This window comes from Rhodococcus sp. OK611 (assembly GCF_003050885.1).
Taxonomy (GTDB): Bacteria; Actinomycetota; Actinomycetes; order Mycobacteriales; family Mycobacteriaceae; genus Rhodococcus_G; species Rhodococcus_G oryzae.
Map to the genome: position 1 here is coordinate 96,708 of NZ_QAOZ01000013.1, position 20,587 is coordinate 117,294.

20 protein-coding genes are annotated in these 20,587 nt (G+C 70.6%); 8 read left to right on the forward strand and 12 right to left on the reverse strand.

Going from position 1 to position 20,587, the window contains the following annotated elements:
• Nucleotides 1-97 precede the first annotated feature (97 nt).
• Together C8K38_RS17540 and C8K38_RS17545 are read right to left on the reverse strand one after the other, a co-directional pair.
• Nucleotides 98-364, reverse strand: coding sequence for a DUF2631 domain-containing protein (locus tag C8K38_RS17540; protein WP_223263706.1), 267 nt, complete (start codon nt 362-364; stop codon nt 98-100).
• 68 nt (nt 365-432) lie between these two features.
• Nucleotides 433-978: a DUF1990 family protein gene (locus tag C8K38_RS17545; protein WP_257017553.1), complete on the reverse strand. Its 546-nt coding sequence runs from the start codon at nt 976-978 to the stop codon at nt 433-435.
• A gap of 46 nt (nt 979-1,024) precedes the next feature.
• Between C8K38_RS17545 and C8K38_RS17550 the strand changes: the two genes are divergently transcribed.
• From C8K38_RS17550 to C8K38_RS17580, 7 genes are all read left to right on the forward strand, one after another.
• Nucleotides 1,025-1,831, forward strand: a complete 807-nt coding sequence (locus C8K38_RS17550; protein ID WP_097212800.1) for an NmrA family NAD(P)-binding protein — start codon at nt 1,025-1,027, stop codon at nt 1,829-1,831.
• An 81-nt stretch (nt 1,832-1,912) separates the two neighbouring features.
• Nucleotides 1,913-3,061, forward strand: coding sequence for a 1-deoxy-D-xylulose-5-phosphate reductoisomerase (dxr, locus tag C8K38_RS17555; protein WP_257017554.1), 1,149 nt, complete (start codon nt 1,913-1,915; stop codon nt 3,059-3,061).
• 6 nt (nt 3,062-3,067) lie between these two features.
• Entirely contained in the window at nt 3,068-4,297 is a 1,230-nt protein-coding gene (locus C8K38_RS17560; RefSeq protein WP_097212706.1) for a M50 family metallopeptidase, read from the forward strand.
• A 43-nt stretch (nt 4,298-4,340) separates the two neighbouring features.
• Nucleotides 4,341-5,501, forward strand: coding sequence for a flavodoxin-dependent (E)-4-hydroxy-3-methylbut-2-enyl-diphosphate synthase (ispG, locus tag C8K38_RS17565; RefSeq protein WP_027499323.1), 1,161 nt, complete (start codon nt 4,341-4,343; stop codon nt 5,499-5,501).
• A gap of 66 nt (nt 5,502-5,567) precedes the next feature.
• A complete protein-coding gene (locus C8K38_RS17570) occupies nt 5,568-6,404 on the forward strand; it encodes a GNAT family N-acetyltransferase (RefSeq protein ID WP_097212707.1) in 837 nt (278 codons plus the stop codon).
• Between the two features lie 106 nt (nt 6,405-6,510).
• The gene (locus tag C8K38_RS17575; RefSeq protein ID WP_097212708.1) at nt 6,511-8,313 is read left to right on the forward strand and encodes a penicillin-binding transpeptidase domain-containing protein; all 1,803 of its coding nucleotides are present in this window, start codon (nt 6,511-6,513) and stop codon (nt 8,311-8,313) included.
• 10 nt (nt 8,314-8,323) lie between these two features.
• Nucleotides 8,324-9,052, forward strand: a complete 729-nt coding sequence (locus tag C8K38_RS17580) for a hypothetical protein (protein WP_209925985.1) — start codon at nt 8,324-8,326, stop codon at nt 9,050-9,052.
• Nucleotides 9,053-9,058: 6 nt separating this feature from the next.
• On the opposite strand, the gene C8K38_RS17585 is transcribed toward C8K38_RS17580, so the two are convergent.
• The 4 genes from C8K38_RS17585 to C8K38_RS17600 all read right to left on the reverse strand — a co-directional run bounded on the left by C8K38_RS17585 (nt 9,059) and on the right by C8K38_RS17600 (nt 12,974).
• A complete protein-coding gene (locus C8K38_RS17585; RefSeq protein WP_097212710.1) occupies nt 9,059-9,757 on the reverse strand; it encodes a GNAT family N-acetyltransferase in 699 nt (232 codons plus the stop codon).
• A gap of 24 nt (nt 9,758-9,781) precedes the next feature.
• Nucleotides 9,782-10,558 (reverse strand): transporter, encoded by a 777-nt coding sequence (locus C8K38_RS17590; protein WP_097212711.1) that lies wholly within the window; start codon nt 10,556-10,558, stop codon nt 9,782-9,784.
• Nucleotides 10,559-10,643: 85 nt separating this feature from the next.
• Nucleotides 10,644-12,005, reverse strand: coding sequence for an APC family permease (locus C8K38_RS17595; protein ID WP_097212801.1), 1,362 nt, complete (start codon nt 12,003-12,005; stop codon nt 10,644-10,646).
• A gap of 102 nt (nt 12,006-12,107) precedes the next feature.
• Complete coding sequence (locus C8K38_RS17600; protein WP_097212712.1) at nt 12,108-12,974, reverse strand: LuxR C-terminal-related transcriptional regulator; 867 nt, start codon at nt 12,972-12,974, stop codon at nt 12,108-12,110.
• A gap of 101 nt (nt 12,975-13,075) precedes the next feature.
• Between C8K38_RS17600 and C8K38_RS17605 the strand changes: the two genes are divergently transcribed.
• Nucleotides 13,076-14,704, forward strand: coding sequence for an AMP-binding protein (locus tag C8K38_RS17605; protein ID WP_097212713.1), 1,629 nt, complete (start codon nt 13,076-13,078; stop codon nt 14,702-14,704).
• A gap of 69 nt (nt 14,705-14,773) precedes the next feature.
• Here C8K38_RS17605 and C8K38_RS17610 read toward each other — a convergent pair whose 3' ends face one another.
• The 6 genes from C8K38_RS17610 to C8K38_RS17635 are packed head-to-tail and all read right to left on the reverse strand — an operon-like array spanning nt 14,774 to nt 20,569.
• Nucleotides 14,774-15,559 carry an ABC transporter permease gene (locus tag C8K38_RS17610; RefSeq protein WP_097212802.1) on the reverse strand — a complete coding sequence of 262 codons (786 nt, stop codon included), beginning with the start codon at nt 15,557-15,559 and terminating at the stop codon, nt 14,774-14,776.
• The gene (locus tag C8K38_RS17615; RefSeq protein ID WP_097212714.1) at nt 15,534-16,439 is read right to left on the reverse strand and encodes a 2-aminoethylphosphonate ABC transporter permease subunit; all 906 of its coding nucleotides are present in this window, start codon (nt 16,437-16,439) and stop codon (nt 15,534-15,536) included. The genes C8K38_RS17610 and C8K38_RS17615 overlap by 26 nt, the downstream gene beginning before the upstream one ends.
• The gene (locus C8K38_RS17620; protein WP_097212715.1) at nt 16,436-17,641 is read right to left on the reverse strand and encodes an ABC transporter ATP-binding protein; all 1,206 of its coding nucleotides are present in this window, start codon (nt 17,639-17,641) and stop codon (nt 16,436-16,438) included. Before C8K38_RS17620 ends, C8K38_RS17615 begins: the two co-directional genes overlap by 4 nt.
• 1 nt (nt 17,642) lies before the next feature.
• Nucleotides 17,643-18,695: a 2-aminoethylphosphonate ABC transporter substrate-binding protein gene (locus tag C8K38_RS17625; protein WP_097212716.1), complete on the reverse strand. Its 1,053-nt coding sequence runs from the start codon at nt 18,693-18,695 to the stop codon at nt 17,643-17,645.
• A gap of 29 nt (nt 18,696-18,724) precedes the next feature.
• On the reverse strand, nt 18,725-19,408 hold the full coding sequence (locus C8K38_RS17630) for a phosphonatase-like hydrolase (protein WP_097212717.1): 684 nt from the start codon (nt 19,406-19,408) through the stop codon (nt 18,725-18,727).
• A 33-nt stretch (nt 19,409-19,441) separates the two neighbouring features.
• A complete protein-coding gene (locus C8K38_RS17635) occupies nt 19,442-20,569 on the reverse strand; it encodes a TIGR03364 family FAD-dependent oxidoreductase (protein WP_097212718.1) in 1,128 nt (375 codons plus the stop codon).
• Between the last annotated feature and the right edge of the window lie 18 nt (nt 20,570-20,587).

The following is a 20,587-nucleotide window of genomic DNA, read 5'->3' on the forward strand; positions in this document are numbered from 1 at the left end:
CCGGCGCGCATCGCACCCGGGACACTATCCGAGCCTCGACGCACAACGGCCGCGCGGCTCCGAGGGGAGCGGCGCGGCCGTTGTGGAAAGTGTTTGGCTACCGGGGCTTGCGGCGACGGATGATGTCGCGCACGAGCAGGAACACCATGCCGGCGGAGATTCCGACGAGCCACAGGTCCTCGACCTTGCCCTCGTGGTTGCCGATCGTGTAGACGAGCAGGAAGGCTGCGAAGAACCAGCCAAGGAAGCGGAACAGTCGCGGCGCCTCGCCGCTCCAGCCCCAGGCTGCGGACGGAACTTCTGCCGTGTCGACGTGTGCGGCGACGAGGGGCTCGTTCACGCTGGGATCCAGCTCGGTGGCCACGGTCGATCCTCCTGCTCGTACGGGTGTGCGTGTGCCTGCATATCGTGGCATACGACCGTGCGTCGTACCTAGCTGGGGCGGCGCGCCAGGGGAGCTCGGGTGAACGCGTCGAGGTAGCGGCGCGTGATCAACCGCTGCACCACCCGATTCGCCGGGCCGCAGAGCCGGGTGAGCGCACCGCCGCCGGTCGAAAAGGCGTCGATGACCACCCGCACCCGGCCGTCCTCGCCGAGCTCGATCGCGAAGCGTTCCTCGCCGCGCTCGGGGTGTCCGGGCAGAGTGCCGTAGGCGAAGCCGGACCGCCGCGGCTCGTCTATCCGGTACACCACCCGGCACGGCGCCGTGACGGCCAGCGGACCCGGTCCGAGCCGCAGGATCACGACGGCGCCCTCGACGGCCTCATCGTCGGTGGCCCGCACGCGCAGTCCGGCGCGGCGGTGCATGTCCCACTGCAGCAGTACGCGTTTCGCTCGCTCGAAGTCCTCGACGCCGACTCCGATGACGGCGCTCTCGTGCACGTGGTGGTACCCGTCGGGCAGCACGGCGCGGGTGCCGCCGACCTCGGGGTAGGTCAGCCGCGCGGTCTGCAGCCTGGCGAGATCCATACCCGCCATCCTGGCAGGGTGGCCGGGTGGCGGCCTGAACCGTACGGTGTACTACATGACGATTCTGGTGACCGGATCCACCGCGAACATCGGCCGACTGGTCGTCGACCACCTCCTGGCGGCAGGCGCAACCGATGTCCGGGCCCTGACGAACAACCCCAGAAAGGCGATGCTGCCGAGTGGCGTCGAGGTCGCCGAGGGCTACCTGCGCAGGCCCGAGTCGCTGCCCGCCGCCTTCGATGGGGTGGAGAGGATGTACCTGGCGCCGACCCCGGACACCGTCGAGGAGGTGGTGTCGCTGGCCGCCGAGGCCGGGGTCCGGCACATCGTGGACCTGTCCGGGGAGCACGAATCGTGGTGGGGCGCGGTCACCTCGGCCGTCGAGCGGTCCGGGATCGCCTGGACACACCTGTGGGCGGGGGAGTTCCTCGAGAACGACCTCGTGTGGGGTGACCAGGTGCGACGCACCGGACAGGTGCGCGACCCGTACCCCGATGTGGTCAGCGCGCCGATCGCGATGGACGACATCGCCAGGGTCGCCGCGTCCGTGCTGCTCGGCAGTGGGCACGAGGGCCGCACCTACGAGCTGACCGGGCCGACGGCCCTCTCGCGCGCCGAGCGGGTGCACGAACTCGGCGCGGTGCTGGGCCGGCCCGTGGAGTACGTCCGGGTGCCGGTCGAAGAGGCCGTCGAGATCCTCGAGCCGGTCATGGGTGTGAATGCCCGGTTCTACCTCGAGACCGCCGTCGCGTCGCTGGTCGGTGCGCCGCAGCGGGCGACCGCCACGGTCGCGGAGGTCGCAGGACGCCCGGCCACGACCTTCGCGCAGTGGGCCGCGGCCAACGCCGACACCTTCCGTTAGGCCGCGCGTCGGTATCACTTCGACGCCCCGCATCGGTGTCCTGTCAGCTTCTTCTCAGGTGCCGTCGTGAACAATGGACGGGTGGCAGAACCTACGCGCGTGCTCCTGCTCGGCAGCACCGGATCAATCGGCACCCAGGCCCTCGAGGTCATCGCGGCCAATCCCGACAAGTTCACCGTCGTCGGTCTGGCCGCGGGCGGCGGCAACATCGACCTGCTGGCCCGCCAGATCCGCGAGACCGGGGTGAGCGCGGTCGCGGTCGCCGACCCCGAGGCTGCCGCCCGTCTCGACGGCCCCGCCCTCAGCGGCCCCGGCGCCGTCACCGAACTGGTCCGGACCACCGAGGCGGACGTGGTGCTCAACGCTCTCGTCGGCTCCCTCGGCCTCGAACCGACGCTCGCGGCGCTCGAATCCGGCGCTCGACTGGCGCTGGCGAACAAGGAGTCGCTCGTCGCGGGCGGCCCGCTGGTCACCGCCGCGGCGGCGCCCGGTCAGATCGTGCCGGTGGACTCCGAGCACTCGGCGCTTGCGCAGTGCCTGCGCGGCGGGCGCGCCGAGGAGGTGGACCGGCTGGTGCTCACCGCCTCCGGGGGCCCGTTCCGCGGCTGGACCGCCGACGCCCTCGAGGCCGTCACCCCCGAGCAGGCGGGCGCACACCCGACCTGGTCGATGGGCCCGATGAACACGCTCAACTCGGCGACCCTGGTCAACAAGGGCCTCGAACTGATCGAGACCCACCTGCTGTTCGGCATCGACTACGACCGCATCGACGTCACCGTGCACCCGCAGTCGATCGTGCACTCGATGGCCACCTTCACCGACGGCTCCACCCTCGCCCAGGCCAGCCCGCCGGACATGAAGCTGCCGATCGCTCTGGCGCTCGGCTGGCCGGACCGGGTACCCGGTGCCGCCGCGGCCTGCGACTTCTCCACCGCGTCGACCTGGACGTTCGAGCCGCTCGACGCATCGGTGTTCCCGGCCGTCGACCTGGCCAGGGCGGCAGGTAAGGCCGGCGGCTGCCTGACCGCGGTCTACAACGCGGCCAACGAGGTCGTCGCGCAGGCGTTCCTCGACGGGATCGTCCGGTTCCCGGCGATCGTGCGCACCGTCGAACGCGTTCTCGCTGGTGGCGACGAGTGGACCGCGCCACCGGCTACCGTGGAGGATGTGCTCGCCGCGGACGGGTGGGCGCGCGCACGGGCACACGAGCTCGTCAAGCAGGAGGACTAGAGCCGCATGGTGTTCGTCATAGGTGTGGTGCTGTTCGCGTTGGGCATCACGGTCTCCATCGCTCTGCACGAGGCCGGCCACATGTGGACCGCCCGTGCGCTGGGGATGAAGGTCCGCCGCTACTACATCGGTTTCGGGCCGAAGATCTTCTCCTTCCGCCGTGGCGAGACGGAGTACGGACTCAAGGCGATCCCCGCGGGTGGCTTCTGCGACATCGCGGGCATGACCCAGCACGACGAGCTCGCGCCGGACGAGGTCGACCGGGCGATGTACAAGCAGAAGACGTGGAAGCGACTGGTCGTCATGTCCGGCGGCATCGCGATGAACTTCATCCTCGGATTTGTGCTCGTCTACATCCAGGCCGTCGGCTGGGGGCTGCCGAACACCGAGACCAGGGCCGTCGTGGAGGGCGTCACGTGCGTGGCGCCAACGCAGAGCGGCAAGGACGGCGACTACGCGCTTGCGGACTGCACCGGCGAGGGGCCCGCGCAGCAGGCGGGCATCCTGCCCGGCGACGTGGTCGTCGCGGTCAACGGGACGCCGACCTCGACCTTCGGTGACGTCGTCAAGGCCACGCAGCCGCTCTCGGGCACCGCGGAGTTCACCGTCGACCGTGACGGTCAGACCCAGGTGGTCGACGTGCAGGTGCAGCAGGCGCAGCGCTGGGTCAACAACCCCGACTCCACGAACAGCAACCCGCTGCCGCCCGTCTCCCGCGACGTCGGCGCGATCGGCATCAAGGCGCCGCCGACGTTCCTCGAGTACTCGGCGCTCTCCGCCATCCCGGGCAGTTTCGTCTACACCGGCGACGTCTTCGTCCGCAGCGTGGACGCCCTGGTCCAGATGCCGTCGAAGGTGGCGGACCTGTGGACCGCCGTCACCGGCGGCGAACGCGACATCGAGACCCCGATCAGCGTCGTCGGCGCCTCCGTCATCGGCGGCCAGATGGCCGAACGCGGTTACATCGACCTGTTCATCGGGTTGCTGGCGACGCTGAACTTCTTCCTCGGCATCTTCAACCTGCTGCCGCTGCTGCCGCTCGACGGCGGGCACATGGCGGTGACCATCTACGAGAAGATCCGCGACTCGATCCGCGCGCGCCGCGGCCTGCCCGCGGGCGGACCCGTCAACTACATGAAGCTGATGCCGATCACCTACGTGGTCATCGCGTTGGGCGGCGCGTACATGCTGCTCACGCTGACCGCGGACATCGTCAACCCGATCAAGATCTTCTAGTGCTCGCTAAACTTGTCCTGACGCTACGAAAGAAGGCATCCACGTGACCAGCCCCGTCGGATTGGGCATGCCCGAAGGCCCGGCCGCCGTCCTCGCGCCGCGCCGCAAGACCCGACAGCTCCAGGTCGGATCGGTCGGGGTCGGCAGCGACTTCCCGGTGTCGGTGCAGTCGATGTGCACCACCAAGACGCACGACGTCAACGCCACCCTCCAGCAGATCGCCGAGCTCACCGCGTCCGGCTGCGACATCGTGCGGGTGGCATGCCCCCGCCAGGAGGACGCCGACGCGCTGGCGACGATCGCGAAGAAGAGCCAGATCCCGGTCATCGCGGACATCCATTTCCAGCCGCGGTACATCTTCGCCGCCATCGACGCCGGGTGCGCGGCGGTGCGGGTGAACCCCGGCAACATCAAGGAGTTCGACGGCCGGGTCGCCGAGGTGGCCAAGGCCGCGGGCGACGCGGGCATCCCGATCCGGATCGGCGTCAACGCCGGTTCGCTCGACCCGCGCCTGATGCAGAAGTACGGCAAGGCCACCCCGGAGGCGCTCGTCGAGTCGGCGCTGTGGGAGGCGGGCCTGTTCGAGGAGCACGGCTTCGGCGACATCAAGATCTCGGTCAAGCACAACGACCCGGTGATCATGGTCGAGGCCTACCGCCAGCTCGCCGCGCAGTGCGACTACCCGCTGCACCTCGGCGTGACCGAGGCGGGCCCCGCGTTCCAGGGCACCATCAAGTCCGCGGTCGCGTTCGGTGCGTTGCTCTCGGAGGGCATCGGCGACACCATCCGCGTCTCGCTGTCCGCGCCGCCCGCCGAGGAGATCAAGGTCGGCACGCAGATCCTGCAGTCGCTCAACCTGCGTCCGCGCAAGCTGGAGATCGTGTCCTGCCCGTCCTGCGGGCGCGCCCAGGTGGACGTCTACACGCTCGCCGAGCAGGTGACCGCCGGCCTCGAGGGCATGGAGATCCCGCTGCGGGTGGCCGTGATGGGCTGTGTCGTCAACGGTCCCGGTGAGGCCCGCGAGGCCGACCTCGGCGTCGCGTCCGGCAACGGGAAGGGCCAGATCTTCGTCAAGGGCAAGGTCATCAAGACGGTGCCCGAGGCGATGATCGTGGAAACGTTGATCGAGGAGGCGATGCGGATCGCCGAGGAGTTCGGCGAGGACCAATCTGCATCGGGTTCCCCGGTCGTTACCGTCAGCTGAAACTCGCACGTATCGTGGGAACACCAGACAATTCGAATCCCGACGACCCGACGCGGGGGTGACTCGGTGCTCAAACTGCTCGGCGCCAGGCAGCTCGGTGCGCGCGACAGGGTGCACGTGCTGCGCGTGCTGGACGCCGACCCGATCGCCTCGTGCATGGTCGCGGCGCGGATCCAGGACCTCGGGATAGACCCGCGAGCGATCAACGGCGAGCTCTGGAGCAGGGGCGGTCCGGCCGAATCGCTGTGCTTCTCGGGCGCGAACATGGTGCCCCTGCGCGGCGACCTCGACGACCTGCGGGCCTTCGCGGACCGGGCGTGCCGCGGACCGCGGATGTGTTCGTCGGTGGTCGGCCGCAGCGAGCTGGCCCTGCCGCTGTGGGAGATGCTCGAGACCGACTGGGGTCCGGCGCGCGAGGTGCGCGCCGAGCAGCCGCTGCTCGCGCTCTCGGCGCCGCCCGTCGTCGCGCCGGATCCGTACGTGCGTCCGGTGCGGATGGATCAGCTCGAGCCGTACCTCACGGCCGCGGTCGCGATGTTCATCGAGGAGGTCGGGGTCGACCCGCGCTCCAACGACGGTGGCCGCGGCTACCGGCGGCGGGTCGCGGGCCTGATCGCCGCGGGTCGGGCCTGGGCCAGGTTCGACGGCGAGGAGGTGACCTTCAAGGCGGAGGTCGGCTCGATGTCCGCGCAGGTCGGCCAGATCCAGGGCGTGTGGGTGCACCCGCAGTACCGGGGCCACGGTCTCGGCGCGGCCGGGACCGCCGCGGTGGCGGCGGCGGTGGTGGCGTCCGGCCGCACCGCGAGCCTCTACGTGAACAGCTTCAACCACCAGGCGCGGCGGACCTACCAGCGCATCGGGTTCACCCAGGTCGGCACCTTCTCGACGGTCCTGCTGGACTAGCGGCTTCGCCGCCCGCGCGCGAGTGGTACCCCGGTCGGGGTGAAAAGCGCGCACGGTGCGGGTGCCTTCCCGGTCTCGGCCGTGAGCCCACCTACGATGGCAGGCGATGATCTCCACCGCCGCACCCCGCATCCTCTCCTCGCTCGTCGTCACGGGCGCGCTCGTACTCGGCGCGGTCGCGTGCACCCCGAAGCCGGACGGCCCCGAACCGGCCGCGCAGGAGTTCCTCGACGCCGTCGCCGATCGGGACACCGAGCGGGCCGCCGCGCTGTCCGACCGGCCTGCGGACGCCCGCTCCGCGCTCGACGCCGCCTGGGAGGGGCTGCAGGCCGAATCCCTCACCGCGACGACCGATTCGGTCCGGGTGGACGGCGACACCGCGACCGTCGGCTACACCTACGAATGGCATCTGCCCAAGGACCGGGTGTGGACCTACACCGGCGACCTGCAGATGGGCAGGCGCAACGGCGAGTGGGCGGTCCGCTGGAACGCCACCGACCTGCACCCGAAGCTCGGCGACACCCAGACGATGACGCTGCGGGCCACCCCGGCGCCGCGGGCCCGCGTCAACGAGCGGGCAGGCTCGGACGTGCTGGTGCCGGGGACCATCCAGCGGATCAAGTTCAACGCCAAGGAGTCCGCCAACCCCACCGCGGCCGCGACTGCGCTGGCGTCAGCGCTGGAGCCGTTCGACTCGACGCTCACCCCGCAGTCCATCGTGGAGTCGGCGACCTCGGTCAGCGGCGCCTATCTGGTGGCGAGCCTGCGGCAGGAGGACTACGACGCGGTTGCCGCCGCCCTGAGCGGGGTGTCCGGGGTCTCGGTCACCGAGGAGGCGGACCTGGTCTCCACCGATCGCGACTTCGCCCCCGACCTGATCGGTCAGGTCAAGAAACGGGTCATCGACGAGGTGGACGGCAAGGCCGGCTGGAGCGTGGTCACCGTCAACAAGAACGGCGTGGACATCGATGTGCTCACCGAGACCAAACCCCAACCGGCGCCGTCCTTCTCCGTGAGCCTGGACCGGCCCATCCAGGTGGCCGCGCAGAACGCGGTCAACGCCAGGGCCGAGCAGGCGATGATGGTGGTGCTGCAGCCGTCCACCGGTGCGATCCTCGCGGTCGCGCAGAACAAGGCCGCCGACAGGGACGGCCCGGTCGCGACGACGGGCCTGTACCCGCCCGGCTCCACCTTCAAGATCGTCACCGCGGGCGCGGCGATCGACAACGGCCTCGCCCAGCCCGGTACCCCCGTCGGCTGCCCGGGACGGATCGTCATCGGGGAACGGTCGGTGCCCAACTACAACGAGTTCGCGTTGGGCACGGTGCCGATGAGCACCGCGTTCGCGCGCTCGTGCAACACCACCTTCGCCAAGCTGGCCAGCGAGATGGCGCCTGACGCCCTGACGGTGGCAGCCGCGCGCTACGGCATCGGGCCCGACTACGACGTGCCGGGCCTGCCGACGGATTCCGGATCCGTCCCGCCCGCACCGGAACTGGTGCAGCGCACCGAGGACGGTTTCGGCCAGGGCAAGGTCGTCGTGAGCACCTTCGGGATGGCGCTGGCGGCGGCGACGATCGCGAACGGGTCGACGCCCGTGCCGACGCTGATCTCGGGGGAGGAGACCAAGATCGAGGGCGCCCACCCACCGATCAGCCCGGAGATGGTCGAGGGCCTGCGCGGGATGATGCGCGACGTGGTCACCAGCGGTACCGCCACCCGGATCGCCGACCAGGGCGAGATCTACGGCAAGACCGGTGAGGCCGAGGTCGACGGCGGCTCGCACGCGTGGTTCGTCGGGTACCGCGGCGACATCGCGTTCGCGACGCTGGTGGTCAGGGGCGGCAGCTCCGACAACGCGGTGGCCGTGACCCGGGACATGTTCACGGCGTTGCCCGAGGGCTACTGAGGGGGCGATGATGCCCGCAGTCACCGACTTTCGTGCGCTCGCCAGGTCATCACCGTGGCGGTGGTCGACACTCGAGTTCGAGGTCGATCGCTCGGGGACGGTCGAGCATGCGTGGATCGCGCGGCCGGATCGGCTGCGGGTGGAATCGAAGGGCCAGGTCGCGCACATCCAGTCCGAGGCCCCGCCGTTCGGACGGGTGGGGTACTCGAGCAGCGGCATGGGCGTTCCCATCGCCCGAGTGTGGCCAACGGACGTAGATCCAACCTGTGGTGACAACGGGCTGGTATCGGAGCGGCCGGAGGACACCACCATCGACTACGACCCGCCGTTTCACTCCGACTACTTCTGGGTCGCCCTGCTCGACCCCGTCGAGTTGTCCGTCGGGGTCGAGATCGGCGATGTCCGCGAGGTCACCCACCACGGGCGCTCGGCCTGGGAGGCGCGGGTTCGGCCCACGCCCGACTACGAACCGCGCTGCGACTGTTGTGCCCTGCTCAGCGGCTCGGAATCGCTCGATCAGATGACCTGGGTTCCCAATGCGGACACGGTGATCCGCCTCGACGTGCAGACCGGGGTGTGCGTCTCCGTTCGGCACCTCGGTGAGTCGTGGTGCGGGCAGGAGGGGGAGGTGCGGATCCTTGCGGTGGACGAACCGATGGCCGACGAGTTGTTCCGGCGTCGGCGTGCCGGGCGGTGGCGGCGGCTTCTGCGCTCGCGGAAGGGATCCGGCCTGGCGTAGGCGGGGTCAGGCCGGCGACCCCGCCCGGTCGAGTCGCGCCGCGAGCCGGGCCCGCACGTCGGGCCAGTCCTCGGCGATGATCGAGAACAGGACGCTGTCCCGGACGGTGCCGTCCTCGCGCCGGAAACTGCGGCGCAGCGTCCCCTCGTAGGTGGCGCCGAGCCGGGCGATGGCCTGCTGGGAGCGGACGTTACGCACATCGGTCTTGAGCTGGACGCGCCCAACCCCCAGCTCCTCGAAGGCGTAACGCAGCAGGAGAGACTTCGCCTCGGGGTTGACGGCGCTGCTCCAGACGTCGGGGGTGTAGAGCGTCATCCCGATCTCGAGCCGGGCGTCACGAACCGCGACATCCAGATAGGAGCTGATGCCGACGACGGCGCCCGCGGGGAGTGCTCCGCACGGGCCGACCGTGCGTACGGTCCACGGCTGCCACTCCGGTTGCGCGCACCGCTCGCGGAGGAATTCCGCGAACTGCTCCGGGTCCGACGGTCGCCAGGGCACGTGTGCCCAGACGCGGTCGTGGTCAAGGGCGCGGAACAGCTCGGGCGCGCCCGTGTCCGGGTCGAGCGGCGTCAGCCGGACCGACGTCCCGACGAGTTCGGTACCGGCCGGGACCGGCCACGTCATCGCCGGCCACGGCTGATCGGACGGTCGGGGGTCCTGGACCGGTTCGAAGCGAACGGGGTCGGCGATGCGGTGCGGCATCCGAGAAGTATCACCCGGACACGATCAGGCCGCGCGGTACACCTTGCACTCGCTGACGGTGTGGGTCTTGCGGTCCAGGTAGGCGAACAGCACCGCGTGCGCGCCGTCCACGGTCCCGGTGGCGGTGACCGCGTCGCCCGCGGCGATCACCTTGGTCAGGTCTGTGATCGCGTTGCCGCCGAGCATCTTCAGCGCCGGCGCGTCGCCGCGCTGCGCGGAGTCGATCAGTCGCCGGACCGCGTCCTTGCCCTTCTTGCCCACGCTCAGCGCGGCCTTGCCGAACGCGAGCGTGCCGCCGAGGCCCTGCAGGCGCAGCATCCGTGCGCTCATCGAGCCGGCGACCGTCAGCCGCTCGGGGCTGACACCTGCGACCTGCGCGAACATCGGCGTCACCTCCCAGTGCGCGGCGATGCGGCGGATCCGCGGCTCGCCGTCGTCGAGGGTGGCCTCGTAGAGCAGGTGCATCGGCGCCCTGGCCACGACCCCGGCCGAGAGCCGGGTCTCGATGGTCACGTCGCGGACCACGTGCAGGCCGTCGACGATGTCCTCGTGCTCGATGTCGAAGCTGATGTCGTTGGGCGCGATGAAGGTGTCCCAGAACCGGGCCAGCGGGTCGCCGCCGCGTCGGCCCGACTTCCGGTCGTACAGGCCGCCCAGCACGGGGCGACCGCCGACCGGGTCCTCGATGATGTGCTGGCGCGCGAACAGGCCGAGCCACGCGGCCTTGTCGTGCACGGCGACCGCCGTGGGGGAGGAGCGCGCGAGGGCCAGCAGGTCGTCGGTGGACGGATTCGCGGACATGGCACCCCTGGGATCGGCGTCGGACGGTCGATCGGAGTATGCCAGGAAAGGTAGAACTTGTTCTAGATTCAGTCCTCGCGTCCGCTCAGTTCATCGGTCCGGGCGGCACGCCCTCCTCGCCGAGGAACTCGGGGTGCAGCTCGGCCTTCACGCCCAGCTTCTTGTTGGCCAGGTTGTTGACGAACCACAGCACCACGCCGATCGCCAGCAGCACGCCCGCGATCTTGTACTGCGCGGGATCGCGGTCGGTGAGCGGCGTGGCCAGGAACGCGCAGCTGATCGCGCCGATGATCGGCAGCACGGTCGGCGCGCGGAAGTGCTTGTGGTCCACGGTGTCCTTGCGCAGCACCAGGACGGCGATGTTCACGACGGTGAACACGCACAGCAGCAGCAGGGCGGTGGTGCCGCCGAGCTGGGGCACCTCGCCGACGATCGTGATCAGTCCAAGCGCCAGCAGCGTGGTGAACCCGATCGCGATGTACGGGGTCCGTCGGGTGCGGTGCACCCTACCGAGCTGCGGCGGCAGCACGTGCTGGCGGCTCATGCCGTACAGCAGTCGGCTCGCCATCAGCATGTTGATCAGCGCGGAGTTGGCGACCGCGAACATGGTGATGAACGCGAAGATCCCGATCGGGAAGCCCGGCGCGCCCGCCTGCACGACCTTGAGCAGCGGGGTGTCGCCCTCGCCGAGATCGTCTGCGGGGACAAGGGCGATCGCCGTGACCGACACCAGCACGTAGATGATGCCGGTCGAGACGAGGCCGATGAGCAGGACCTTGGGGAAGATCCGGCTGGGCTCCTTGCACTCCTCGGCCATGTTCACCGAGTCCTCGAAGCCGACCATCGCGTAGAAGGCGAGGGTGGTGGCCGCGATGACGCCGCCAAGAGCGGACCGGTCGCCGGTGTCGAAGGTCGCCGCCCGCGAGAAATCGCCCTCGCCGATGCCGAGCGCCCACATGCCGATGAAGATGATGATCAGCAGCCCGGACAGCTCGATGCAGGTCAGTAGCACGTTCAGCTTGACGGACTCGCCGACGCCCCGGAAGTTGACCGCCGCCACCGCGATCATGAAGACGATGCCGATCAGCGTGATCCCGATACCGGTCCGCACGTCCAGGTCGAAGGCCTCGGCGAAGTTGGCGGCGAACGCCCGCGAGGCGGTCGCGGCGGAGGTGATCCCGGAGCACATCACCGCGAACGTCACCATGAAGGTGAAGAACTGGATGCCGAAGGCCTTGTGGGTGTACAGCGCGGCGCCTGCGGCCTGGGGGTACTTGGTGACCAGTTCGAGGTAGCTGAACGCGGTGATCAGCGCGACCACGAAGGCGACAAGGAAGGGCAGCCACACCACGCCGCCGACATCGTTGGCCACCTGCCCGGTCAGGGCGTAGATACCGGTGCCGAGGATGTCGCCGACGATGAACAGCAACAGCAACCACGGGCCCATCACCCGCTTGAGGGTCGGTTCGTCCTTCGATTCGTTCACGGCGGCTGATGGTTTCGTCACTGCGCATCCCCTCGGTGAGGGCGGCCTGGCCGGCCGCGGTGCTTACGGAAGCAGACCCAACCTCCTGGCGGTGACCACCGCCTCGTGGCGCGAGTGGGCGTCGAGCTTGCCCATCGCGGCACGCAGATAGCTCTTGACCGTCTCGGGCTGGAGCGAGAGCCGATGCGCCACTTCGTTGTTGGTGCAGCCGAGGGCGATGTGGGCGAGCACGTCCAGTTCCCGGGGCGACAGCGTGACCGAGGCGTCACCGGTCTCTGTCTCGTCGTTGACCAGCGCAGCCAACTTGTCGGACACCGCGCGCAGCCGCCCTCGGAGCGGGCCCTCGGGCACCGATTGGGCGAGCCCGCGCAGTTCGGCGTGGGCGTCGCGGATGCCCTCGGCCACCGCCCCGCTCGCGTTGCCCCGGTTGCTGTCGAGCACCCCGAGCATCTGCAGGCGACGGTCCACCTCGTCGCGGATGGCGAGCTCGGTGCTGAGCCTGCGGCCCGCCTGCACCAGTATCTCGGCGGTGCGGTCGCCGATCGGCATGGATTCCCGGACCGCGGCGTAGAGCACCGCGCGCGAGGCGCCGTCGACAAGGACGGGGACCGCGAGCACCGAGCGGATGCCCTCGCCGAGGACCGGCCGGTCGTAGTGATGCGTGATCGACATCGCGCTGCCGTAGTCGGGGATCGAGACCGGCTGCCGCTGCAGGACCACCCGTCCACCCAGCCCCGAGTTCGGCGGGATCACCAGGCCCTTGAGCCCGTTGGTCCTGGTCCCGAAGAACTCGGTCAGGTGCAACGTGCTCGCGGAGACCTCGCCGCCGAACAGCACGGGCACGTTCGCCCGTGCCGCGACCGCGCGCAGTTCGGCGCGCAGGGCGTCGCCGTCGCGGGGCCGCAACAGGGGTGGGGTGCGGGAGAGCATGGGCTACCCCTTTCCGGGGGTGGTGCGTGTTGTTTGTGAGCTAGATCATAGGGCCATGGAGGAGTTCGGCGTCTGCCGGACCGCTGTTGAAGGAGCAAACCATGGGCACCGATGCCACCTCGCGGGTGCGCGAGCTGCTGGAGCAGTACGACACGCCGCAGGCCTGCGCCGCGGACCTGCTGTGTGACCGGCACCCCGACACCGATGTCGCGTTCACGGTGATCGAGGGCGATCTGACCTCGCGCAACCTGAGCTACGGCGAGCTGCGGGCGGAATCGACCAAGTTCGCGGCCGCGCTGGCCGAGCTCGGCGTCGAGCCGGGCGACTGCGTGGCGACGCTGATGGGCAAGTCCGCGGAGCTGGTCATCGCGTTGCTCGGCATCTGGCGTCGCGGCGCCGTGCACGTGCCGCTGTTCACCGCGTTCGCGTCCCCGGCCATCGCGTTCAGGCTCGGCTCCAGCGGCGCCAAGTTCGTGGTGTCCGATCAGAACCAGCTCGCCAAGCTCGCGCCCGGCGAGGACATCCCGGCCGACGCGTCCTGGCGGGTCATCGTCGCGGCGGGGGAGCCCGAGTCCGCGGACCAGCTGCGATTCGACGACCTGCTCGCGGCGCACACCGCCGAGGACCCGGCAGGCGCCGCGGTCGCGGTCGGCGGCAACGGCCCGATGGTGCAGCTGTTCACCAGCGGCACCACCGGCACCCCCAAGGGCGTGCCGGTGCCGGTGCGCGCGCTGGCCTCGTTCCACGCCTATCAGGAGTTCGGCCTCGACGTCCGCAGCGACGACGTGTTCTGGAACGCCGCGGACCCCGGCTGGGCCTACGGGCTGTACTACGCGCTGCTGGGCCCGCTCGCGGCGGGCACCCGCAGCCTGCTGCTGCACTCGGGCTTCTCCGCGCCGCTCACCTGGCAGATCATCGAGAAGTTCGGTGTCACCAATTTCGCGGCCGCGCCGACCGTCTACCGCAGCCTGCGCGCCGACACCACGCCGGTGCCCGAGGGGCTGTCGCTGCGCCGCGCGTCCTCGGCGGGCGAGCCGCTCACCCCCGACGTCGTGGCCTGGTCCCAGAGCGCCCTCGGCGTCGAGGTGCGCGATCACTACGGGCAGACCGAGCACGGCATGTTCATCGTCAACGCGTGGGCGGACGGCCTGCGCGAGGACGTGCGGCCCGGCTCGATGGGCCGGCCGCTGCCGGGCTGGAGCTGCGCGGTGCTGCTCGACGACGCGGACGAGGTCGCGCCCGCCGGTACCCCCGGTCGCGTCGCCATCGACGCCGAGGCCAGCCCGCTGATGTGGTTCACCGGCTACGTCGACGCTCCCGAGAAGACCGCGCAGCGCTTCAGCGCGGACGGCCGCTGGTACATCACCGGCGACGCGGGCAAGACCGACGAGGACGGCCACTTCTTCTTCTCCTCGCGCGACGACGACGTGATCATCATGGCCGGCTACCGCATCGGGCCCTTCGACGTGGAGAGCGTCCTGGTGATGCACGAGCACGTGATCGAGGCTGCCGTGGTCGGCATGCCCGACGAGCTGCGCGGCGAGGTGCTCGAGGCCTTCGTGGTGCTCCGCGACGGCGCCCTGGGCACCGGCGAGCTCGAGGCCGAGCTGCAGACGCTGGTCAAGAAGAAGTTCGCCGCGCACGCCTACCCGCGGACCGTGCACTTCGTGCCGTCGCTGCCGAAGACCCCCAGCGGCAAGGTGCAGCGCTACCTCCTGCGCCAGAAGTAGGCGGCTCCGCCGCCCGTGCGTGGTTGACGAGTCCAGGGACTCGTCAACCACGCACGGGCGCGTCAGCGCCTATCGCCTGCGGATGCGCCCGACCACCAGCAGGGCGACCAGGGTGACGGCCATCAGCAGGGTGGTGTCGGCGGCCGCGAGGAACACCTGGCCGCGGTCGGTGAGACCGAAGATGGTCACCGGCAGCGTCTTCCAGGTGGCCGGGTAGACCATGATGGTCGCGCCGAGCTCACCCATCGACAGCGCGATCGCCAGGCCCGCGGCCGCGCCGAGCGCGGGCAGGAGCAGCGGCAGGGTGATCCGCAGCAGTACCCGCGTCGGTCCGGCGCCGAGCGACTCGGCGGCCTGGCGGTAGGCGGGGTCGAGCCGGTCCAGCGCGGCGGAGACCGAACTGAACGCAAACGCGAGCACCAGCACGGTGTGCGCGAGGATCACGATCCACTTGGTGCCGCCGAGCAGCAGCGGCTCGGCGTTGAACGCGATCAGCAGCCCGAGGCCGATCGCCACCGACGGCACCGCGATCGGCAGGTGGAAGACCGCGTCGGTGGTCTTGCGCAGCCAGACGGGCGCCTCGCGGGCCGCGAGCGCCGCCCAGGTGCCGACGAACAGCGCCAGCGCGCCCGCGATGAACGCGGTCTGCAGGCTGACCGTGAGGCTCGCCAGGTTCTCCTCGGAGAGGGCGGCGGAGAGGTTCTTCGGGCCGAGGTTCGACGGCAGCGGCCCGGTCCAGGCCCCGGCGAGGGCGGCGGCGACGACGGTGGCGATGGGGGCGACGAACACCACGACCACCACGACGCCGAAGAGGGCAAGGGTCAACGCCCTAGCGCGTGTGGTCCACAGCAGCACGGCGGCCTCCAAGCAGTCGGTTGAACAGGAATCGGTAGCCGCAGTACAGCGACAGCGACAGCACCACCTGGACGCTCGCGATCACCGCGGCGCCCGGCAGGTCGAAGGTCACGATGCCGCGGGTGTAGATCAGCACCGGCAGCGTCACGACGTCCTTGGCCCCGGTGAACAGCACGATGCCGAACTCGTTGAGCGTCAACAGCAGTACCAGCGAGCCGCCCGCCATCAGCGCGGGCCAGGACTCCGGCATCACGACGGTCCGCAGCACCCGCCACGGGGAGGCACCGAGGCTCGCCGCGACGTCGAGCTGTTCGCGGGGCATCTGGGTGAACGCGGCCAGCAGGGGCCGCACCACGAACGGGGTGAAGAAGGTGATCTCCGCGGCGATCACACCGAGCGGGGTGTTCAGGAAGTTCAGCGGCCCGCTGTCGGCGCCGGTGAGCTGGGCGATGAGGGCGTTGACCGCGCCCGCGGTTCCGTACAGGAACGTGAACGCCAGCGTGATGAGGAACGAGGGCAGCGACAGGATGGTGTCGATCAGTCGGCCGACCACCTTCGAGCCGGGGAATGGAACGAAGGCGAGTACCAGCGCGAGGAAGGTGCCCAGCGCCAGGCATCCGAGTGTGGACAACGCGGCGATCTCGATGGTGCGCCACAACGCGTTTCGGAACTGCGCGGACGCGAGCACCTCTGTCCAGGTGGACAGCCCTCTGCCGTCGTCGGTGACGGTGGACTCGGCCAACACCCGGGCCATCGGGTAGACGGCGAAGCCGAGCACCAGCAGCAGTGGCGGCAGCGCCCAGGCCACCGGCCGCCACCGGCTCCGCTCTGGCCGGACCGGCGGGGGATCGAGGTGGACCCGTCCGAGGACGGCGGTCATGACGCCGGCCCCGGTGCGGGGACGAGCACCGCGCCCTGGTCCGGGAAGCGAACGCCAACAGCGGTTCCGGCGGGCCGCTCGTCGTGCCCGGTCACGTCCACCTCGAGCAGGGCGTCGGGCAGGGCGGCGAGCGCGACGGTGAGCCTGGTGGTCGAGCCGCGCCAGACGCTCGCGGTGACCCGGCCGGGGAGCGCGCCGCGCTCGGTGGGCGAGGTGAGGGTGATCGCGTGCGGGCGCAGGCAGAGCAGGGCCCCGGCGTCGGACTCCCACTCGGTCGGGCTGATGTCCGGCAGTGGGGCGTGCGCGGTGACCGGCGTGCCGCCGACCGACACCAGGGCCGAGGTGCCGATCACCCGGGTCACGGTGCAGGGCAGCAGGTTCGCGCCGCCGAGGAAGGCCGCGGTGAAGCTGCTCGGCGGCCGCTTCCAGAGGTTCTCCGCGGTGTCGACGTCGACGAGCCGGGCGTCGCGCATCACGGCGATCCGGTCGGCGAGCGCCAGGGCCTCGCTCTGGTCGTGGGTCACGTAGAGCATCGCGGTGTCCGGCAGGGCCGCCCGCAGCTGCTGCAGCTCGGCCAGCATGCTCTGCCGGAGCTGGGCGTCGAGCGCGGCCAGCGGCTCGTCGAGCAGCAGGACCTTCGGTCGGATCGCCAGGGCGCGCGCGATGGCGACCCGCTGTTGCTGCCCGCCCGACAGTTCGCGGGGCAGTCGCTTGCCGAAGGCGGACATGCCCACCATCTCCAGCGCCTCGGCGACCCGCGTGCCGATTTCCGCGCGGGGCACCCGGTGCGAGCGCAGTCCGAAGGCGACGTTCTCCGAGACCCGCATGTGCGGGAACAGTGCATACGACTGCACGACCACCCCGATGCCGCGCTTGGCCGGCGGCAGGTCGGTGATGTCCCTGCCCGCCAGCCGGACCGAGCCCGAGACCGGCCGGGTGAAGCCGGCCAGTGCCTTGAGCGCGGTGGACTTGCCGGACCCGCTGGGCCCCAGGAGAGCCACGGTCTCCCCCGGGGACACCCGCAGGTTGAAATCGATCAACGCCCGGGTGGCGCTCGAGCCCCGCCCGTAGGCCACGTTGACGCGGTCGAAGGTGATGGCGGGCGCGGAGTAGTCGGTGGCCCCGAGGATTCCGGTGTCGGCGGTTCGCGTGGGAGCCGATCCGATCCTCGGCCGGGCCAGCCCGGTGTTGATCTTCCTCATGTCAGCTCCCGGTGGCCTTCTGGTAGGCCGCGACGTCGGCGTCGAGCTCGGTGATCACGGTGTTCCAGTTCGGGGTCCAGACGGTGACGCCGTTCAGCAGGCCCGCCGGGGTGGACTTGTCATCGACGTCGACGGTCGCGGACTCGCGCACGTCCTTGCGGACCGAGACGCCCAACGCGTCGGGTCCGACGGTCTGCTGCGCCTTCTCCGAGAGCAGGTACTCCATCAGCTTCTTGGCCTGCTCGGACTGCGGGGCGCCCTTGGCCAGTCCCATCACGTAGGGCAGCGCCACGGTGGTGCGGGCACCGTTCGCCTCGGCGGGGAAGAAGACGTTGAACTCGGAGCCGTCGTCCGCGATGGACGCGAGGTTCATCTGCACGTCGCCGTTCGCGACCAGCAGCTCACCGTTGCTGACCTTGGGCTGCAGCTTGCCGGTGGACGAGGACGGTCCGACATTGTTGGCCTGCAACTTGTTCAGGTAGTCGAGCGCGCCCTCCTTGCCCTTGAGGTGCTGGAGCAGCAGCAGCACCGCGGTGCCGTCGCCTGCCTGGCCGGGGGTGGAGTACTGCAGCTTGCCCTTGAACTGCTCGCCGAGGAGGTCGTCCCAGGTCGCGGGGGCCGGGTTCGCGTCAGGGTTGGCGATGAAGTTGAGGTAGTTGTTGACGACCGGGACGTACTTGCCCGCCGGGTCCTTCTCCTCGGTGGGGACCGCGGAGGTGTCGATGCCGCTTGGCTGGAGCAGGCCCTGCGCGTCGGCCTTCTGGATGAACGGCGGCAGCGTGACGACGATATCGGCCTGCGGGTTGGACTGCTCCTTCTCGACGCGGGAGACGACCTCGCCGGAGCCGGCCTCGACCAGGTTGACGGCGACGCCGGTCTCCGCGGTGAACTCGTCGAACCGGGCCTTGTACCAGTTGCTCAGGCCGTCGGCGCTGTAGACGGTGACCGTCTCGGTGTCGGAGCTCGCGGCGGTGCCGGTGCCACCGCAGGCGGTGGTGAGGGTGAGCAGGGTCGCGGCCAGGGCGGCTGCGGCCAGGCTGGGGCGGATGCGCATGACGGATTCCTAACTGTGGGTGAGGGGTGCTAGGGATTCAGGAGGAGCCGGGCGAACTCGCGCACCGAGGGCACGATGTGGGTGGCGCCCGCCGCGCGGAGCTGGTCCTCGTCGTGGGCCCCGGTGAGGGTGCCCGCGACGATCGACGCGCCCGAGCGCAGACCGCTGGTCACGTCGTTGGACGTGTCGCCCAGCACCGCAACGCTTTTCACGTCGTCGACGCGCAGGCGCAGCAGCGCGGTGAGGATCAGGTCCGGGTAGGGCCGACCGCGGCCGGCCTCGGCGGGGGACAGGGTGAGGTTGGCGATCGTCTGCCAGCCGAGCGCGGAGAGCAGCTTGTCCTGGGTGCCGCGGCTGAACCCGGTGCTCAATGCGACCTTGATCCCGGCCTCGCGCAGCGCGGTGATCGACTCCGCCGCACCGGGGATCGGCTCGGCGTTGCCCTCCTCGATCAAACGGTCGTAGGCGGACTCGAAGGCGATGTTGGCGGCCTGGGCGCGGTCCTCGTCCCCGAACAGCGCGCGGAAGACGACGATCTTGGACTGACCCATGGTGTCGAGGACATACCGGCGCGCGTCGTCGGCCTCGACGCCCTCGGGGGGCAAGCCGGCGGCGTCGGCCGCCGCGGCGAAGGCCCGCAGCACCAGTCCGTCGTCGGAGACGGTGGTGCCGGCCATGTCGAGCACGGCGAGTTCGATGGGGGTGGCGGTCACGATTTCTCCTGGGGCGATGGATGAGTCGGTGCTTCAGAGGCCGAGCTGGTCGGCGGTCTGTTCGGCGAGGGCGGGGCCGAGGGTCATGCCGCGACCGCCGGGGCCGGCCACCACCCAGACGTTGTCCGCGGGGCTGCCGCGGTGCACGAGCTCGCCGGGGTCGAGGCACTGGCTGTAGACGCCCGCCCAGCGCTTGACGATCGCGGGCAGCCTGCGGCCGAGCAGCTCCTCGACGACCCCGGTCAGGTGCTCGTACGGCGCCTCGTCGACGTCGAAGTCGAACGGCTCGTCGTACTCGTGGGTGTCGCCGATGGTCAGTCCGCCGTGCAGGCGCTGCACGCAGAGCAGCTGCATGCGGTGCGCCTCCGCGGTCGGGGACTGCGGCTGGACGGTCCTGAGGTTCTCGAGGGCGCCGCCCGCGAAACCCGGGTAGTACCGCAGGCTGTCGCCGTCGGCGATGGCCGTGGTCAGCTCCTCCCCGAGCGGGGCGGTCTGCATCATCTGCAACCGGACCCGGCGCAGGGGCAGCTCCCCGGCCAGGTCCCGTGCCAGTCCGCCGAGCGTCGCGCCGGGGCAGACGATGGCCAGGTCGGCGTCGAACACGCGCCCGTGGTCGTCGCGGATGTGCACGCCTGCACCGTCGGTGGTCACCTCGCGGGCCTCGGTGCCTGCGTGGAAGGTGTAGCGGCCGCTCTCCTCGAGGTGGCGGCGGATCGCGGGCAGGGCCACGCGGGACTCGACGGTGCCGTCGCGGCCGCAGTGCAGCCCGGCGAGGAACTCTCCCCGGAGGGCGGGGTTGACGGCGAGCACCTGCTCGGGGTCGAGCAGCGCGAAGCCGCGGGCCTCGGCGTCGGGGCGGGTCATCGCCTCCTCGGCGACCGCGACCTCCGCGGGAGTGCGCAGCAGCGTCATCGAGCCGGCCGCGCGGAACCCGATCGCCGGGACGCGGACGGCGAGGTCCTCCCACAGTTGGCGCGAGCGCAGGGCCGCGTCGAGCTCGTGTTCGGCGCGGCCGGAGACCCACACCAGGCCGAAGTTGCGCACGGTCGCGCCGCGGGCCTCGGTCTCGCGCTCGAGCTGGACCACGTCGTGTCCGCGGCGGATCGCCTCGTCGGCGTGGGCCGTGCCGAGGATGCCTCCGCCCACAATCAGAATTCGCATGGCGAGAGCATGCATTTT

What these genes read in the sequence shown, in the direction of transcription:
- C8K38_RS17545 (WP_257017553.1), bottom strand. Translation starts at nt 978, where the DNA reads ATGGCGGGTATGGATCTCGCCAGGCTGCAGACCGCGCGGCTGACCTAC.
- C8K38_RS17550 (WP_097212800.1), top strand. Translation starts at nt 1,025, where the DNA reads ATGACGATTCTGGTGACCGGATCCACCGCGAACATCGGCCGACTGGTC.
- C8K38_RS17560 (WP_097212706.1), top strand. Translation starts at nt 3,068, where the DNA reads ATGGTGTTCGTCATAGGTGTGGTGCTGTTCGCGTTGGGCATCACGGTC.
- C8K38_RS17575 (WP_097212708.1), top strand. Translation starts at nt 6,511, where the DNA reads ATGATCTCCACCGCCGCACCCCGCATCCTCTCCTCGCTCGTCGTCACG.
- C8K38_RS17580 (WP_209925985.1), top strand. Translation starts at nt 8,324, where the DNA reads ATGCCCGCAGTCACCGACTTTCGTGCGCTCGCCAGGTCATCACCGTGG.
- C8K38_RS17585 (WP_097212710.1), bottom strand. Translation starts at nt 9,757, where the DNA reads ATGCCGCACCGCATCGCCGACCCCGTTCGCTTCGAACCGGTCCAGGAC.
- C8K38_RS17590 (WP_097212711.1), bottom strand. Translation starts at nt 10,558, where the DNA reads ATGTCCGCGAATCCGTCCACCGACGACCTGCTGGCCCTCGCGCGCTCC.
- C8K38_RS17595 (WP_097212801.1), bottom strand. Translation starts at nt 12,005, where the DNA reads ATGGGCCCGTGGTTGCTGTTGCTGTTCATCGTCGGCGACATCCTCGGC.
- C8K38_RS17600 (WP_097212712.1), bottom strand. Translation starts at nt 12,974, where the DNA reads ATGCTCTCCCGCACCCCACCCCTGTTGCGGCCCCGCGACGGCGACGCC.
- C8K38_RS17605 (WP_097212713.1), top strand. Translation starts at nt 13,076, where the DNA reads ATGGGCACCGATGCCACCTCGCGGGTGCGCGAGCTGCTGGAGCAGTAC.
- C8K38_RS17615 (WP_097212714.1), bottom strand. Translation starts at nt 16,439, where the DNA reads ATGACCGCCGTCCTCGGACGGGTCCACCTCGATCCCCCGCCGGTCCGG.
- C8K38_RS17620 (WP_097212715.1), bottom strand. Translation starts at nt 17,641, where the DNA reads ATGAGGAAGATCAACACCGGGCTGGCCCGGCCGAGGATCGGATCGGCT.
- C8K38_RS17625 (WP_097212716.1), bottom strand. Translation starts at nt 18,695, where the DNA reads ATGCGCATCCGCCCCAGCCTGGCCGCAGCCGCCCTGGCCGCGACCCTG.
- C8K38_RS17635 (WP_097212718.1), bottom strand. Translation starts at nt 20,569, where the DNA reads ATGCGAATTCTGATTGTGGGCGGAGGCATCCTCGGCACGGCCCACGCC.